The following is a 16,723-nucleotide window of genomic DNA, read 5'->3' as shown; positions in this document are numbered from 1 at the left end:
GCCGCCGGACGCTCACGCCACCGTGCTCACACGTCCCTACCGTTCCCGAGGCCCTTGTCCGGTAGATCAGGAAGCGAAGGGTTTCGGCATGCAGGGTCGCAAGGCCAGGCTCCCCCTCGCGGTCGTCGCCGTCGGCGTCGTCACCGCGACCACCCTCACCGTCATCGCCACCTCCGACCAGCTCCCGGCCGCGTCGGCGGCCACGTCCACGTTCACCCCGACGGCGGACACGTACGTCGACAGCACCGCAACCGGCACCAACTACGGCACCTCCGGCCAGCTCGGCGTGGACAACTCGCCGATCAAGCGGATGTTCCTGAAGTTCGTGGTGTCCAACGTGTCCGGCACGGTCACCAGCGCGAAGCTGCGCATCCACACCGACAACGTCAGCGGGGCCAACAGCCCCAACGGCGGCACGTTCAAGTCGATGACCAACACCACGTGGTCGGAGACCGGCGTCACCTACAACAACCAGCCCGCCATCGACGGCGCCACGCTGGGCTCCCTGGGCTCGGTGTCGCAGAACGCCTGGTACGAGGTCGACGTGACCTCCTACGTCAAGGGCAACGGCACCTTCAGCATCGGCGTCACCTCCTCCAGCAGCGACGGTGCCGACTACGACTCCCGCGAGTCCGGCTCGACCACCGCTCCGCAGCTCGTGGTCACCACCGGCACCACCACCACGACCACCCCGCCGCCCAGCGGTGACCCGGTGCTCGTCGGCGCGGGCGACATCTCCAACTCCGGCTCCGGCGACAGCGCCACCGCCGCCCTGCTGGACAACATCCAGGGCACGGTGTTCACCACCGGCGACAACGTCTACAACGACGGCACCGCCGCGGAGTTCGCCAACTACTACGACCCGACGTGGGGCCGGCACAAGGCGCGCACGCGGCCGTCGCCGGGCAACCACGACTACCACACCTCGGGCGCGACCGGGTACTACAACTACTTCGGCACGCAGGCCGGTCCGTCGGGTCGGGGCTACTACTCCTACGACCTGGGCAACTGGCACATCATCTCGTTGAACTCCAACATCAGCATGTCCGCGGGCTCGGCGCAGGAAACCTGGCTGCGCACCGACCTGGCGAACAACACCAAGCCGTGCACGGCGGCCTACTGGCACCACCCGCTGTTCACCTCGGGCGCCAACCACGCCCCGTCCACGGCGACGCGCCCGCTGTTCCAGGCGCTGTACGACTACAACGCGGACGTGGTGATCTTCGGCCACAACCACCAGTACGAGCGGTTCGCGCCGCAGAACCCCAGCGGCGGCCTGGACACCTCGCGCGGCATCCGCACGTTCGTCGCGGGCATGGGCGGCGCCAGCCACTACAGCTTCGGCACCATCAAGCCCAACAGCGAGGCGCGCAACAGCGACACCTACGGCGTGTTGAAGCTGACCCTGCACAGCAACAGCTTCGACTGGCAGTTCGTGCCGCAGTCGGGCCGGACCTACTCCGACAGCGGCACGCAGTCCTGCCACTAGTCGCACCCCGCCGCACCCGGTCCGGTTCGCGGGCCGGGTGCGGCACCCCTCGGGTTGGAGGCAACCGCCGTGTACCTGTCCACGATCGACCGCCCCAAGACCGCGGGCTGGAAGGGCCTGAGCGGCAACGTGTTCGCGCTCGGCGCGGTCAGCCTGGTCACCGACGTCTCGTCGGAGATGGTCACCGCCGTCCTGCCGCTCTACCTCGTCATCGGTCTCCAGCTCAGCCCCGCTGCGTACGGCCTGGTCGACGGCCTGTACACGGGCGCGACGACGGTGCTGCGGCTGGTCGGCGGCTACCTTGCCGACCGTACGACCAAGCGCAAGGCCGTGGCGGGCTTCGGGTACGGCCTGTCCGCGGTGGCCAAGCTCGGGTTGCTGTTCGCCGGCACGTCCACGGCCCTGTTGGGCGCGGTGATCACCGCCGACCGCGCGGGCAAGGGACTGCGGACCGCTCCCCGCGACGCGCTGATCACGTTGTCCACGCCGGAGAAAGACCTCGGGCGGGCGTTCGGCGTGCACCGGGCGATGGACGGGGTGGGCGCGTTCCTCGGCCCGTTGGTGGCCTTGGCGGTGCTCGCGGTCGCCGGCAACTCGTTCGATTCGGTGTTCGTCACCAGTTTCTGCATCGCCGCGATGGGCGTGGTGGTGCTGGTGATGTTCGTCCGCGACCACCGCACACCCGTGCCCGCCACCCCGGTGCGCCCTTCGGCGGCCTTCGGGTTGTTGCGGGACGCCCGAATCCGCCGAGTCGTGCCGGCGGCTTCGGTTCTAGGCCTGGCCACCATCGGCGACGGCTTCGTGTACCTGCTGCTGCACAAGCGGGAGAACCTGGCGATCGGCTGGTTCCCGCTGCTGGCGGTCGGCACGAGCCTGGTCTACCTGCTGCTCGCCGCACCGCTGGGCGCTCTGGCCGACCGGGTCGGGCGACTGCCCGTGATGCTCGGCGGGTATGCGTGCCTGGCCGCCGCGTACCTGCTGGTCTTCGGCCCGCTGGGCGGGTGGCCGCTGGTGGTGGTCGTGGTCCTGCTGTACGGGGTGTTCTACGCCGCCACCGACGGGGTGCTGATGGCGTTGGCCGGGCCGCTGCTGCCGGAGGGCCTGCGCACCACCGGTATCGCCCTTGTCCAGACCGGCCAAGCCCTGGCCTATCTCGGCTCGTCGGTCCTGTTCGGCCTGGCCTGGCAGTTCTGGGGCCCGGAGACCGCCACCCGCGCCGCCGCCATCGGCGTCGGCCTCGCCCTGCTCGCCACCTTCGCACTACTCGGACGCCGCTCATGACCTCCACCCGCACCCGCCTCACCGTGACCGCCGTCGCCGCCCTCGTGCTGGGCGGCGTGGCGGTCGGCTACACGGCCCTGTCCGCCCAGCCTCGGAGCAGCGCCCCCTCAGGCACCGTGACCGGGCCGAAGATCCAGGTGCTCAGCAACGGCGTGCTGTCCACCGCGTCCCGCACCGACCCTTCCGGCCCCCGCGAACTGACCGACCAGCGCTGCGACCGCGCTTATGCCGCCGGCGGCACCATCTCGTGCCTGCGGCCGGCCGGGGCTCTGAAAGCCGGGGAACTCGCGGTCCTGGACTCATCGCTCAACGTCGTCCGGACCCTGCCTTTGACCGGCTTCCCCAACCGAACGCGGGTGTCGGCCAGCGGGCGGATGGTGGGCTGGACGCTGTTCGTGGACGGCCATTCCTACGCCGCCAACGGTTTCTCCACGAGCACCGGCATCCTCGACGTGCGGACGGGGGCGGTGGTGCAGTCCCTGGAGGAGTTCACCGTGCTCGGCGAGGCCGGCGAGGACCGCAACTTCTGGGGCGTCACCTTCACCTCCGACGACAACCGCTTCTACGCCACCATGTCCACCGGCGGACACCGATACTTGGTAGAGGGCGACTTCACAGCCCGAACCGTAAAGCCGTTGGCAGACAACGTGGAATGCCCCTCCCTATCACCGGACGGCACCCGAATCGCGTACAAGGCAGCCGTGAACGGCGACCCGCAACAGGGCTGGCGGATCTCGGTGATGGACCTGTCCACCCGCACGATCACCCCCTTGGCGGAGACCCGCTCGGTAGACGACCAGCCCGCCTGGCTCGACGCGTCCACCATCGCCTACGGGATGCAACGACCCGACGGAACCAATGACGTGTGGTCGGTGCAAGCGGACGGCACCGGCACGCCAGCAGTCCTGATCCCCGAGGCCAACTCCCCTGCACCGCTCTAACTGCACGGACGGACTGCACGTGCAGGTTGACCCGGGCGGCGGGTTCCCCCGGCCGCCCGATGGGTGGGAAAATCGCAGGTGACAACGTTGTCATCACCTCCTCACCCTGCGGGAGGAAGAGTCATGCGCCTGCGTTTCCCTGCAATCGCACTCGTGACGTTCGCGGCCCTCGCCGTACCCCTGTCCGGTACGGCCTCGGCCATCACCGACCCCGCCCAGCACGTCAACCCCTTCGTCGGCACCAAGCCCGGCGGCCCGGACTTCGGGCACGGGGGTGGGGCGGGCAACACCTTCCCCGGCGCCGTCGCCCCGTTCGGCATGCTCCAGTGGAGTCCGGACACGGTCACCCACCAGCACGGCGGCTACCACTACGACGACAACCGCATCCGGGGCTTCAGCCTCACCCACCTGTCCGGCCCCGGGTGCAGCGACTTCGGCAACGTCCCCTTCATGCCGGTCCTCGGCTCCAGCCCGGTCGCCCACTCGACCTTCAGCCACGCCAACGAGCAGGCGAGCCCCGGCTACTACTCCGTCGCGTTCGACAACGGCATCCGCACCGAACTGACCGCCAACCAACGCTCCGGCGTCGCCCGCTTCACCTACCCGGCCGGCCAGAAGGCCTCCCTCTCCGTGGACGCCGCCCGCGCCTTCAACGCCGCGAGCGGGTCCATCACGGTCGGCACCGACTCCCTCTCCGGCTACACCGACAGCGGCGGGTTCTGCGGCGCGGGCAACCGGTACCGGCTGCACTTCCACGTCACCTTCGACCGCCCGTTCAGCACTGCCGGCGTGGTCCAGGGCGACACCGTCGACACCACCCGCCGCAGCGTCGAGGGCAGCGGACGCGGCAGTGTGCCGCCCTCGCCGAAGACCGCGCAGACCCAGGACGTCCCACCACCACCGGCCACCACCCAGGACGTGCAGCCGTTCGCCGCCGCCGCGTTCGTCTCGTTCGACGCGACCACGGTCACCGCCCGCGTGGGCATCTCGTTCGTCAGCCTCGACGGCGCCAAGGCCAACCTCGCCGCCGAGACCGGCACGAAGTCGTTCGACGAGGTCCGCACCCAGTCCCGGACCGCGTGGAACGGCTGGCTGGGCCGCATCGACGTCACCGGCGGCACCTCCACACAGTTGCGCACCCTGTACACGTCGCTGTACCACTCGCTGTTGCACCCCAACGTCTTCAGCGACGTGGACCGCCGGTACACCGGGTTCGACAACCAGGTCCACACCGCAGCCACCACCCAGTACGCGAACTTCTCCGGCTGGGACGTCTACCGCTCCCAAATAGCCCTCATCGCCCTCCTGGCCCCACAAGAGGCAGCCGACATCGCCCAGGCGGCGGTCAACCAGGCCGCGCAGGGCGGGTACTTCGACCGGTGGACCGTCGCCAACGGCGGCACGGGCGTGATGAACGGCGACCCGATGGCCGTCATCGTCTCCACGATCCACGCCTTCGGCGGCACGTCCTTCGACACCGCCCAAGCCCTGACCCGCATGGTCAACGGGGTGAACGACATCCGCCAGCGCCCGGGGTGGTTGCAGTTCAACAACTACGGCTACGTCCCGACCGGCCTGCCCGACGTGTGGGGTTCGGCGGCCACGACCCTGGAGTACACCAGCGCGGACTTCGCCATCTCCCAGTTCGCCGCACGCCTGGGCAACACCGCCACGGCGGAGAACTTCCTGCGGCGAGCGCAGAACTGGCGCAACATCTTCGAGTCCGGCGCGAAGTACCTCAAGCCGCGCAACGCCGACCTGACGTGGCCCGCGTTCAGCCCGACGCAGGAGAACGAGTACGTCGAGGGCAACGCCGCCCAGTACACGTGGATGGTTCCCTACAACCACCGCGGGCTGTTCGACGCTATGGGCGGCAACGCGAACGTCGTGTCCCGTTTGGACACATTCTTCACCGAGTTGAACGCCGGCCCCAAGAAGCCTTACGCGTACCTGGGCAATGAACCCACGCTCAACACGCCGTGGGCGTACGCGTACGCGGGTGCGCCCGCCAAGACGCAGGACGTGGTCCGCCGCGCCCTGACCTCGATCTTCCGGCCGGTGCCGGAAGGCTTGGTGGGCAACGACGACCTCGGTCAGATGTCGTCGTGGGCGGTGTGGGCGGCGCTGGGCATGTACCCGCAGACCCCGGGCCGGGCGGAGCTGGTGCTGGCCAGCCCGCAGTTCCCGTCGGTCCGGATCGTGCGCGGCAACGGGCGCACCATCACCATCACCGCGCCGGGCGCGTCGGACACGGCGAAGTACGTGCAGTCCTTGCGGGTCAACGGGGTCGCGTCCAGCAAGCCCTGGCTGCCCGCGTCCATCGCCAACGAGGGTGGAACGGTCGAGTTCGCCCTCGGCACCGCGCCCTCGTCGTGGGGCACCGCGCCGGCCGACGCACCGCCGTCCCACGACGTCGGCCCGTACCCGGCGCGTTCGGGCGCCATCACGGGCCTGGCCGCCAAGTGCGCCGACGCCGACCCGAGCATCGCGGGCAACGGCGCACCGGTGCGGCTGTGGGACTGCAACGGCACCCCCGCCCAGCAGTGGACGCTGGCGTCGGACGGCACTGTCCGCGCGCTGGGCCGGTGCCTCGACGTCAGCGGCAGCGGCCGGACCAACGGCACGAAGGTCCAACTGTGGGAGTGCAACGCCACGGGCGCCCAGCAGTGGTGGCCGCGCGGTGGCGCTCTGGTCAACCCGCCGTCCGGCAAATGCCTGGACGTGCCGAACAGCACCACCACGAACGGCGTCCAGTTGCAGATCTACGACTGCAACGGCACCGGCGCGCAGCAGTGGCGGGTGCCCTGACCTCGACGGGTCGTCCTCACGCCGTGAACCAGGGCGTGAGGACGGCCCGGCCGTCGTCGCCCACCAGGCGCAGCCGGACGGTCGGGTGCGGCAGCTCGGGCACCACCACCCAGCCGTCCTCCCCGATGCCGACCCGCCGCTCCCCCACCGGCGTCTCCACCACGACCTCGCCCGACGCGCCCCCGACCAGCGCCCGCAACCCGCCCGCCTCGGCCTGGACGTCCACCGACACGGCGTCGGTCTCGAAGGCCAGCACGTGGGTGTCGTCGCCGGAGCGGACCAGCTGGGCGGACTCCCACGAGTCGTGCACCAGCTCGGCCAGCTCCTCGTCCATCCGCCGGGTCGTCAACGCGGCCCGCGCCGCGCTGTCGACCCACTCGGGCACGGGATCCACCCGGTTCGCGATCGACCGCAACCGCTCGACCAGCTCGTCGTCGTCCATCACACCTCCTCGGCGAGCTTGCGCAGACGGTCCAGGCACCGGCCCCGGGACGGCCCGATGCTGCCGACCGCGATGTCCAGGACCTGGGCGATCTCGGCGTAGGAGGGCGGCGGGTCGGCCATCAGCAGCCGGATCAACCGCCGGCAGGCCTCCGGCAACCGGTCCACCGCCCGCCACAGCGCGTGGTCGCGCTCCGCGAGCAGCAACCCCTCGTCCAGCGGCGGGGCGTCGTCGGCCACGTCGGGCGGCTCCTCGTCCGCCGCCCGCCGCCGCTGCGCGCGGCGCAGCAGCTGGAGGCACTCCCGCCGGGCGGTGGTGGCCAGCCAGGCGGCCAGCCGGTCGGGCTCGGCGACCGTGCCGAGCTTCTCGACCAGCTTCAACCAGGTGTTCTGCACGACGTCGGCGCAGTCGGCGGTCCCCAGCCGAAAGCCCCGGGCGACGGACCACAGCAGCGGTGTGTAGCGCGCCACCAGCTCGTTCCACGCCGCCTGGTCGCCCTGGGCGGCGGCCGAGAGCAGCGTTGCGTTGTCCTCGCCCACGAGGCGGGATTGTTCCGCACACACACCCACGACAACCAGATGTCCCACCCGGACGTGCTGATGCACGCCACCGGCGGGCGGTTCCGCGCACAACCGCTCAGCGCCCGAACAGGCGTCCGGTGCGTCAGACCTGGACGACCTCGACACCGCGCTCGCGGAACCGGCGCACGTCTTCCTCTTTCGCGTCGGTGTCCGTCACCAGCACGTGCACCTGGGCGATCGGGCAGATCGACGCGAAGGCGCGCGCCCCGATCTTCGACGAGTCGGCCACCACCACGACCCGCCGTGCGCGTTCCGCCAGCATCCGGTTGATGTCCGCCTCACCCTCGTGGTGGGCGGAGGCCCCGGCGTCGGGGTCGATCGCGTCCACGCCCAGGAACGTCACGTCCAGGCTCAAACCGCTCAGGATCCGTCCCGCCAAAGGTGACATCAGCTCATAAGACTGCGGCCGGGCCACGCCACCGGTCACCACGAGCTTCACCTGGGGCCGCACGGCGAGCTCGTTGGCGATGTTCAACGCGTTGGTCACGACGGTGATCACCCCGTCGCCCTCGGCCCCGCCCACGTCGGCACTGGTCATCAACGCTCGCGCGACCTCGGTGGTCGTGGTGCCGCCGTTCATGCCGACCACCGCGCCGCGGTGCACCTGCTCCGCCGCCGCACGGCCGATACGCTGCTTCTCCCCGGCCCGGCGCACGGTCTTGTACCGCAACGGCAGGTCGTAGGCCACCGAGTGCGCCACGGCCCCGCCGCGGGTGCGCGTGAGCAGTTGCTGCTCGGCCAGGTGGTCGAGGTCCCGGCGGATCGTCGCACCGGACACCGCCAGCTCCTCGGCGATGTCGTCGACCTCGATCTTGCCGCGCTCGGCCAGCAGCTCCAGCAGCGCGTTCAACCGCTCGTACCGATTCACGGCCTACCTCCTGTGCATGAACATTAATGCACATTACAGATGCGCAAAAGTGCATCTGATGAACACGCCGTCACAGCGTCTCGACCCGCACCTGATCGTGCAGCCTGCGCAGCAACGGCACGTCCACGCTGCCCGCGACCGGCGCCGCGACGGCCGCCGCCGACCAGGCGACCGCCGCACGCAGCCGCATCGGCCACGACGACTGCTCCACCAGCCCGTTCGCCAGCGCCGCGACGGCCGCGTCCCCGGCTCCGGTCGGGTTGCCGCGCACCGGGAACGGCGGCACGGCCCGCCACCGACCCTCGCCGGTCACCGCGACCATCCCTTCCGGACCCAACGACAACACCACCGCGCCGGCACCCAGCGACCGCAGCCGTTCCGCACCCTCCAAGGCGTCCGCGCTGTCCACGACCTCGCGCAACTCCGCCGCGTTCGGCTTGAGCACGTCCGCGCCGGCCTCCGCCGCCGCCAGCAGGGCAGGTCCGCTGGTGTCCACGACGACGGGCACCCCCGCCTCCCGCGCCGCCGCCACCACCCGGGAACAGGTGTTCCGGGGCGTCGCCTGCGGCAGGCTGCCCGAGCAGACCAGCGCGGACGCCTCGGGCAACCGGCCCCGGACCAGGTCGAGCAGCCTGTCCCACTCGGTGTCCAGCAGCGCCGCGCCGGCCTCGTTGAACAGGGTCGCGTCCTCGTCGTCCACCACGGCCACGGTCATCCGCGTCGGCGCGTCCACGACCAGCAACGCGTGCGGCACCTCCGAGGCCACCAGGTCCGCGCGCAGCGACTCGCCCAGCACGCCGCCCACCGGCCCGACGGCCAGCGTCGCGATGCCCATCTCGTGCAGCACGCGGCTGACGTTGAACCCCTTGCCGCCGGCCCGTTCCCGCACCGACCGCACCCGGTGCGTGGTGCCCGGCACGAGCCGCTCCACCCGGTAGCTGACGTCCAGCGCCGGGTTCGGGGTCACGGTGAGGATCACCGGACGCTCCCGGCGGGCACCGCGTCCAGCACGCCCAGCAGCCGCGCCACCTCGCGTGCCATCCGGTCCCGCGCCGGACCCAGGTACTTGCGGGTGTCCACGAGCCCGGCGTCACCGAGTCGGTCGCGGACCTCGTCGGTGAAGACCTTGTTGAGGTGCGTGGAGATGTTCACCTTGGTGATCCCCGCCGTCACCGCGCGCCGCAGGCCTTCGTCCGACACGCCCGAGGACCCGTGCAACACCAGCGGAACGTCCACAGTGGACTTGATAGCGGCGATGAGGTCGTAGTCCAGTGCCGCGTCCCGCGTGGTCATCGCGTGCGAGCTGCCGACCGCGACGGCCAGCGCGTCCACACCCGTGGCGGTCACGTACTCCTTGGCCTCGCCGGGATCGGTGCGCACGCCGGGCGCGTGCACGCCGTCCTTGCCGCCGACCTCCCCCAGCTCGGCCTCCACCCAGATGCCCCGAGCGTGGCAGAACTCGGCGACCTCCTTGGTCTGCACGACGTTGTCCTCGTAGGGGGCGGTCGAGGCGTCGAACATCACCGACCCGATGCGGTGCAACGCGCCCTCCCGCACCAGCGGCACGGACTCGATGTGGTCCAGGTGCACCGCCACCGGCACCGACGACTCGGCCGCCACCGCCAGCGCCGCCTCCAGCAGCGGCGCGAGGGAACGGTGGTAGCGCACGCAGTTCTCGCTGATCTGCAACAGCACCGCGGTGCCCGCCCGCTCGGCGCCGGCGACGATCGCGGACGCGTGTTCGAGCTGGATGACGTTGAACGCGCCCACCCCGTGCCCGCCCGCGACGGCGGCGGAGACGATGGCGGCGGTAGGCCTCAGCACAATGCACTCCTCTTGGCCGCGAGCAGGGCCGCGCCACGACAGCCGGCCAGCCCGCCGAGTTCGGCCGCCACCAGGCGCGGCCGGCGTTGGAAGGTCAGGCGCTCGCGCAGCGCCTCGGACAGGGGCCGCAGCAGCACGTCGCCCGCCGCGGACAACCCGCCGCCGACGACCACCACCTCCGGCGCGAGCACGCTCGCCGTCCAGGCCAGCGCGTGGGCCAACGCCCGCACCGCGTCGTCCCACACGCGCACGGCGTCGACGTCCCGTTGCACCACCAGCCGCGCCACGTCGGCGGCTTCGGTGGGCGTGCCGGTGCTGGCGGTGTAGCGGCGGGCGATCGCGGATGCCGAGGCGATCGCCTCCAGACAGCCGGTCCGCCCGCACGCGCACGACTCGTCGTGGCCCACGTCGACGTGCCCGATCTCACCGGCGTACCCGCCCGCGTCGTGCACGCGCCCGCCCAGCACGAGAGCCGCCGCGATACCGGTCCCGATCGGCAGGAAGACGGCGTCCCGCGCCCCACGCCCGCCGCCGACCGCGGACTCCGCCAGCCCTCCCGCGCGCACGTCGTGCCCGAACGCCGTCACCCGGCCGAGCCGGTCGGCGAGCAGGGCGGCGAACGGCACGTCCCGCCACCCGAGGTTCTCCGACCACACCGCCACGCCCGCGGCCTCGTCGACGATCCCGGGGACGACCACGCCGACGCGTGCCACCCGCTCCGGGTCCAAGTCGCCGACCAGCCCGGCCACGACGTCGAGGACCCCCGCCACGACGTCCGGCCCGGGTCGCGGCGTGGGCGCGGCGGCCTGCGCGAGCACCCGGTCACCGTCGACGAGCACGGCCTTGGTGGCCGTACCGCCCACGTCGACCCCGACCACCAGCTCCACCCGCGCACCACCTGTTCACGACTGCGCTCAACTGCGCGCAATCATGCACTTTTGGTCAGAGTATGCGCAAGGAGCGCGCAGGGTCAGGCGCTGGCCGCGACCGGCACCACGACCGCCGGCGGCACCTTCAGCAGCTCGCGAACCACCCGTTGCACCAGCGGGTGTACCTCGACAAGCCCTTCGCGGTGGGTCACCAGGTGCACCCGGTGGAGGGCGCGCAACGCCGACAGGTCGTGCCCGTGCAACAACACCTCTTCGGGGATGCCATCAGACCCGAGCAACGAGACAAGTTCGAGCATCGCCGGCGCACCCGGCGACAAAGTCCGCGCCGCCTCCACCGCCCGCGCCACCACGTCCACCACCGTGCCGTCGTGCTCGTCGGCCGGCGACGACGCCGGGAACAGGTCGGCCACCGGCTGCCGGCGGTCGGCCAACCGGTCCAGGTAGGCGGGCACGGTCAGTCCCGTGTCGATCAGGAACGCCGCCGCTTGCGCCAGCGCCAACGGGTGCCCACCCAAGGCTTCGGCCAGCGCCGTCAGGTCAGAGACGTCATGCCGGGGATCGACCGACAACCGCTCCACGAGGTACCCGGTGGCCTCCTCGGTCGTGAACACCCCGACCGGCACGACCCGCACGTCCGGGCGCAGCAACACACCGTCCCGGCGGCGCGTGGTCACCAGGGTCCGCCCATCACCCTCGGGCCACAGCCCGGACAGTGAGGCGGGGTCGTCCAGGTCGTCCAACACCACCAGCCACGACGTACCCGTAGTTCGCAGCCACCCGAGGAAGAGGTCCGCCGCGTCCTCGTCGGACGCCTGCACTTCCCCCAACGCACGCCACGCCCGCGCGTACCCGGCGATCACCGACCGACGACTCGACGCCGACACCCACACCGCCACCTCGACACACGCCCGGCGGAACACAGCAGCGGCCACCTGCGACTTCCCGACCCCACCCGCCCCGGCCAGCACGACCCGCCCCGCACCCGCACCCGCCGCGACCAACTCGACCCGCTCCCGCAATGCCGCCGCCGCACCAGGCACGCGCCCAACCACAACCCGCCGTACCGCCCCCACCGGCTCCCCCGCGCCGGCCGCCGCCCCCACCACCGCCATCCCCACAGCCGCCGCCCCCGCGCCCGGCCGTGCCCCGGCGTCGGCACGCTTCTCCCGCGCCGCCCGCCACAGCTCCCGCAGCCGCCCCACTTCCCGCGACCCGCCGGTAGCCAGGACCACCGCGAGCACCGCGTCGAACTCCCGCGGCACCGACCGCCCGCCCAGCCACTCCCCCAGCCGCCGCGCGTCGACCGCCACCCGCCGCCCAGACGGCAGCACCACCCCGCCGGCCCGCCGCGCCAGCGCCTCGTCGGTCAGGTCCGGCACCCGGCCGCGCAGGCGCGCGAAAGCCGCCGCGAACTCCGACCTGGGGTCGCCCACCGCCGCCCACCTCCCTCGACAGCGAGGCTAGGTCGACCACACCCCGGTCCTCACCAGGAAGTTTCCGCTGCCTCTCGGCCCACCGGCGACCACTGGTCTGAACCGTTGACTTTCGCCGCGCGGTTCTGCAACTCTGCGAGCCCAGCACCGCAAAAACTCGACAACTGAGCGGAACTTCCTGACAAACAACGGGAACTACCAGAAGGGCCCGCACGCCCATGTCACCGACGACACGTGCCCCCGCACTTCTCACCGCCCTCGCCTTAGCCGCCTTGTCCCTGGTCACCACCCCCGCCGCGCACGCCGCCCCGGTCACCCACCTCGACCTGGGCACCCCCACGCGCATCGACCAGGTCCGCCTCACCGCCCCCGACACCGGTGACCGCACCCTCGCCGTCGAAGGCAGCCTCGACGGCCACTCGTACGCCACCCTGATCCCCGCCCGCTCGCACCGGCTCGGCCGCAACCCCACGACCCTGGACCTCGACCCGACATTCGTCCGGCACATCCGGGTCGTCGGCGATGAAGCCTCGCTCGACGTCCGCGAAGCAAGCCCCGGCGTCCAGCTCGCCGCCACCTACACCGCGAGCAGCCACACCGACGTCTACCAGCCGGCCAACGCCGGCGACGGCAACCCCGCCACCTACTGGGAGAGCCGCAACAACGCGTTCCCGCAGTGGATCCAGGCCGACCTCGGCACCACGAAGAAGGTCGACCGCCTGGTGCTCAAGCTGCCCACGGCCAACTGGGGCGCCCGCACCCAGACCCTGGCGGTGCGGCACAGCACGGACGGCACGTCGTTCAGCGACCTGCTCCCGGCGGCCGGCCACACCTTCGACCCCGCCACCGGCAACGCGGTCACCCTCGAGTTCACCGCCGCCACCACCCGGTACGTGCGGCTGGTCGTCACCGGTAACACGGGGTGGCCCGCGGGTCAGCTCGGCGAGTTCGAGCTGCACGGCCCCACCGGCGGCGACACGCAGCCGCCGACCGCGCCGACGAACCTCGCCCACACCCAGCCGCAGTCCGGTCAGATCCGCCTGACCTGGACCGCGTCCACCGACAACGTCGGCGTCACCGGCTACGACGTCTACGCCAACGGCACCCTGCGCACCACGGTCACCGGCACCACCTACACCGACACCCAGCCGGACGGGCTCGCGGTGACCTACCACGTCGTGGCCAAGGACGCCGCCGGCAACACCTCACCGCCCAGCAACACGGTCACCCGCCCCGGCACCAACAGCGAGAACCTGGCGCGCGGCAAGCCGATCACGTCGTCCGGGCACACCCACACCTACGTCGCCACCAACGCCAACGACGACAACGTGAAGACGTACTGGGAAGGCTCGGCCTACCCGAACACGTTGACCGTGCAGCTGGGCGCGAACGCCGACCTCAGCTCGGTGACCCTGCGCCTGGACCCGGACCCGATCTGGGGCGTCCGCACGCAGAACGTCCAGGTGCTCGGCCGTGAGCAGGGCGCGTCCACGTTCACGAACCTGGTGTCCGCCAAGGACTACACGTGGAACCCGGCCTCCGGCAACACGGTCACCATCCCGGTGTCCGGGCGGGCGGCGGACGTGCAGCTGAGGGTCACCGCCAACTCCGGCGCACCCGGCGGCCAGGTCGCGGAGTTCCAGGTGTTCGGCACGCCCGCACCCAACCCGGACCTGACCGTCACCGGCACGTCCTTCACCCCGGCCGCGCCGGTCGAGACCGACGACGTCACCCTGTCCGCGACCGTCCGCAACGCCGGCACCGCCCCGTCGTCCGCCACCGACGTGACCTTCTTCCTGGGCAACGACCCGGTCGGCACCACCGACGTCGGCGCGCTGCAACCGGGTGCGTCCGCCACGGTCACCTTCAACGCCGGACCGCGCGGCGAGGGGTCGCACGAGTACACGGCGAAGGTGGACGAGTCCAGGAAGGTGGTGGAGCAGAACGAAACCAACAACGCCCGCCTCCACCCGGACCGCCTGGTCGTCACCCCGGTCCCCAGCTCCGACCTCCTAGCCTCGCCGACCGCCTGGTCCCCGGGCAACCCGGCCAACGGCCAGACGACGACGTTCACCGTGGCACTGCGCAACCAAGGCACCATCGCCACCGCCGCCACGCAGAACGTCACCCTCACCCTCCTGGACGCCACCACGGGCGCGACCCTGCGCACGTTCACCGCGTCCCACAACGGTTCCCTCGCCGCCGGCACCACCACCGCCCCCATCACCCTGGGCACGTGGACCGCGGCCAACGGCAAGTACACCGTCCGCACGAAGATCGCCGTGGACGCCAACGAGATCCCCGCCAAGCAGGCCAACAACACCACCGAGCAACCGTTGTTCGTCGGCCGGGGCGCGAACGTCCCGTGGACACACGTCGAGGCCGAGGACGGCGTGACGTCCGGCGGTGCGACGAAGATCGGCCCGAACCGCACGGTCGGCGACCTGGCCGGTGAAGCGTCCGGCCGCCGAGCCGTGACCCTCGACTCCACCGGCGCGTCGGTCGAGTTCACCACCACGGTCCCGACCAACACCCTGGTCACTCGGTTCTCCATCCCGGACGCCCCGGGAGGCGGCGGCATCAACGCCACCCTGAACGTCTACGTCAACGGCACCTTCCACAAGGCCCTGGACCTGACCTCGCGGCACATCTGGCTCTACGGCAACGAGGCCGGCCCGCAGAACTCGCCCGGTGCCGGCGGTCCCCGGCACATCTACGACGAGGCGAACATCCTGCTCTCCAGCACCTTCCCGCCCGGCACCAAGATCAAGCTGCAAAAGGATGCCGCCAACACCACCTCCTACGCCATCGACTTCGTGAACTTCGAGGAGGCGACGGCCCAACCCAACCCCGACCCTGCCCGTTACGTCACACCGACCGGCTTCTCGCACCAGGACGTGCAGAACGCCCTGGACAAGTTCCGCATGGACACCAGCGGGAACCTGCTGGGCGTGTACCTGCCGGCGGGCCTGTACGAGACCGCGCAGAAGTTCCAGGTGTACGGCAAGCCGGTGCGCGTGGTCGGCGCGGGACCGTGGTTCACCAGGTTCTTCGCCCCGTCCGGCCAGGAGAACACCGACGTGGGCTGGCGCGCGGAGGCGTCCGCGAACGGCTCGCTGTTCAGCGGTTTCGCGTACTTCGGCAACTACACGACCCGCATCGACGGTCCGGGCAAGGTGTTCGACTTCCAGAACGTCTCGAACATCACGATCGAGAACCTGTGGGCCGAGCACATGGTGTGCCTGTACTGGGGCGCGAACACCGACTTCATGACCATCAAGGACTCCCGCATCCGCAACACCTTCGCCGACGGCATCAACATGACCAACGGCAGCACGGACAACCGGGTGGCCAACATCGAGGCCAGGTCCACCGGCGACGACAGCTTCGCCCTGTTCTCCGCCATCGACGCAGGCGGCGCGGACGAGAAGAACAACGTCTACGAGAACCTGACCTCGCTGCTCACCTGGCGCGCGGCGGGCCTGGCCGTGTACGGCGGCTACCTCAACACCTTCCGCAACATCTACATCGCCGACACCCTCGTGTACTCGGGCGTCACGATCAGCTCCCTGGACTTCGGCTACCCGATGAACGGCTTCGGCCCTGAGCCGACGACGTTCAGCGGCATCACCCTGGTCCGCACCGGCGGCCACTTCTGGGGACAGCAGACGTTCCCGGCGATCTGGCTGTTCTCGGCGTCCAAACCGTTCCGGGGCATCCGAGTGCAGGACGTCGACATCATCGACCCGACCTACAGCGGCATCATGTTCCAGACCAAGTACACCGGCACCACGCCGGAGAACCCCATCCAGGACACGGAGTTCCGCAACATCTCGATCAGCGGTGCCCGCAAGAGCGGCGACGAGTTCGACGCGAAGTCCGGCTTCGGCCTGTGGGCCAACGAACTGCCGGAGGCCGGCCAGGGACCGGCGGTGGGCGCGGTGACCTTCTACAACCTCCGGTTCGCCGACAACGCCGAGAACATCAGGAACACCACGACCACTTTCAAGATCACCATCAACAACTGACCGTTCGGCGCCGCCCTTCTTGGTCGAGGGGCGGCGCCTTTGTCGGCAACCGGACAGGCTGCCGGCGGACGGTTGACAGCGGTCGCGGCCGACTGCGAACCTGCGTCACGAGAGCGCTCTCACACCTCTCCTCCCTGC

12 protein-coding genes are annotated in these 16,723 nt (G+C 71.0%); 5 read left to right on the top strand and 7 right to left on the bottom strand.

Annotated elements, in window-relative coordinates; translation table 11 throughout:
- Positions 1–88: 88 nt before the first annotated feature.
- The 4 genes from WBN91_RS01800 (at position 89) to WBN91_RS01785 (ending at position 6,519) form a co-directional block, all read left to right on the top strand.
- The gene (locus tag WBN91_RS01800) at positions 89–1,489 is read left to right on the top strand and encodes a CBM96 family carbohydrate-binding protein (RefSeq protein WP_337722808.1); all 1,401 of its coding nucleotides are present in this window, start codon (positions 89–91) and stop codon (positions 1,487–1,489) included.
- A 69-nt stretch (positions 1,490–1,558) separates the two neighbouring features.
- Positions 1,559–2,770, top strand: a complete 1,212-nt coding sequence (locus tag WBN91_RS01795) for an MFS transporter (RefSeq protein WP_337722807.1) — start codon at positions 1,559–1,561, stop codon at positions 2,768–2,770.
- Positions 2,767–3,711, top strand: coding sequence for a hypothetical protein (locus WBN91_RS01790; RefSeq protein WP_337722806.1), 945 nt, complete (start codon positions 2,767–2,769; stop codon positions 3,709–3,711). Before WBN91_RS01795 ends, WBN91_RS01790 begins: the two co-directional genes overlap by 4 nt.
- A gap of 123 nt (positions 3,712–3,834) precedes the next feature.
- Positions 3,835–6,519: a lectin gene (locus tag WBN91_RS01785; RefSeq protein WP_337722805.1), complete on the top strand. Its 2,685-nt coding sequence runs from the start codon at positions 3,835–3,837 to the stop codon at positions 6,517–6,519.
- Positions 6,520–6,535: 16 nt separating this feature from the next.
- On the opposite strand, the gene WBN91_RS01780 is transcribed toward WBN91_RS01785, so the two are convergent.
- The 7 genes from WBN91_RS01780 to WBN91_RS01750 form a co-directional block, all read right to left on the bottom strand.
- Positions 6,536–6,961, bottom strand: coding sequence for a hypothetical protein (locus tag WBN91_RS01780; protein WP_337722804.1), 426 nt, complete (start codon positions 6,959–6,961; stop codon positions 6,536–6,538).
- On the bottom strand, positions 6,961–7,500 hold the full coding sequence (locus tag WBN91_RS01775) for an RNA polymerase sigma factor (protein ID WP_337722803.1): 540 nt from the start codon (positions 7,498–7,500) through the stop codon (positions 6,961–6,963). Before WBN91_RS01775 ends, WBN91_RS01780 begins: the two co-directional genes overlap by 1 nt.
- Positions 7,501–7,624: 124 nt before the next feature.
- Positions 7,625–8,410: a DeoR/GlpR family DNA-binding transcription regulator gene (locus tag WBN91_RS01770; RefSeq protein WP_337722802.1), complete on the bottom strand. Its 786-nt coding sequence runs from the start codon at positions 8,408–8,410 to the stop codon at positions 7,625–7,627.
- Positions 8,411–8,480: 70 nt separating this feature from the next.
- Positions 8,481–9,389, bottom strand: a complete 909-nt coding sequence (locus tag WBN91_RS01765) for a 1-phosphofructokinase family hexose kinase (RefSeq protein WP_337722801.1) — start codon at positions 9,387–9,389, stop codon at positions 8,481–8,483.
- Complete coding sequence (locus WBN91_RS01760; protein WP_443217643.1) at positions 9,386–10,237, bottom strand: class II fructose-bisphosphate aldolase; 852 nt, start codon at positions 10,235–10,237, stop codon at positions 9,386–9,388. The genes WBN91_RS01765 and WBN91_RS01760 overlap by 4 nt, the downstream gene beginning before the upstream one ends.
- The gene (locus tag WBN91_RS01755) at positions 10,228–11,121 is read right to left on the bottom strand and encodes an ROK family protein (protein WP_337722799.1); all 894 of its coding nucleotides are present in this window, start codon (positions 11,119–11,121) and stop codon (positions 10,228–10,230) included. The genes WBN91_RS01760 and WBN91_RS01755 overlap by 10 nt, the downstream gene beginning before the upstream one ends.
- An 83-nt stretch (positions 11,122–11,204) precedes the next feature.
- Positions 11,205–12,557 carry a hypothetical protein gene (locus WBN91_RS01750; RefSeq protein ID WP_337722798.1) on the bottom strand — a complete coding sequence of 451 codons (1,353 nt, stop codon included), beginning with the start codon at positions 12,555–12,557 and terminating at the stop codon, positions 11,205–11,207.
- A 272-nt stretch (positions 12,558–12,829) separates the two neighbouring features.
- Here WBN91_RS01750 and WBN91_RS01745 point away from each other — a divergent pair, with 272 nt between their 5' ends.
- Positions 12,830–16,585: a discoidin domain-containing protein gene (locus WBN91_RS01745; RefSeq protein WP_337722797.1), complete on the top strand. Its 3,756-nt coding sequence runs from the start codon at positions 12,830–12,832 to the stop codon at positions 16,583–16,585.
- Positions 16,586–16,723 lie beyond the last annotated feature (138 nt).

The organism is Saccharothrix sp. CCNWYY140 (genome assembly GCF_037401995.1).
Taxonomy (GTDB): domain Bacteria; phylum Actinomycetota; class Actinomycetes; order Mycobacteriales; family Pseudonocardiaceae; genus Actinosynnema.
Note: the sequence above shows the minus strand (reverse complement) of the source record. Positions and strands in the feature narration are given on the sequence as shown.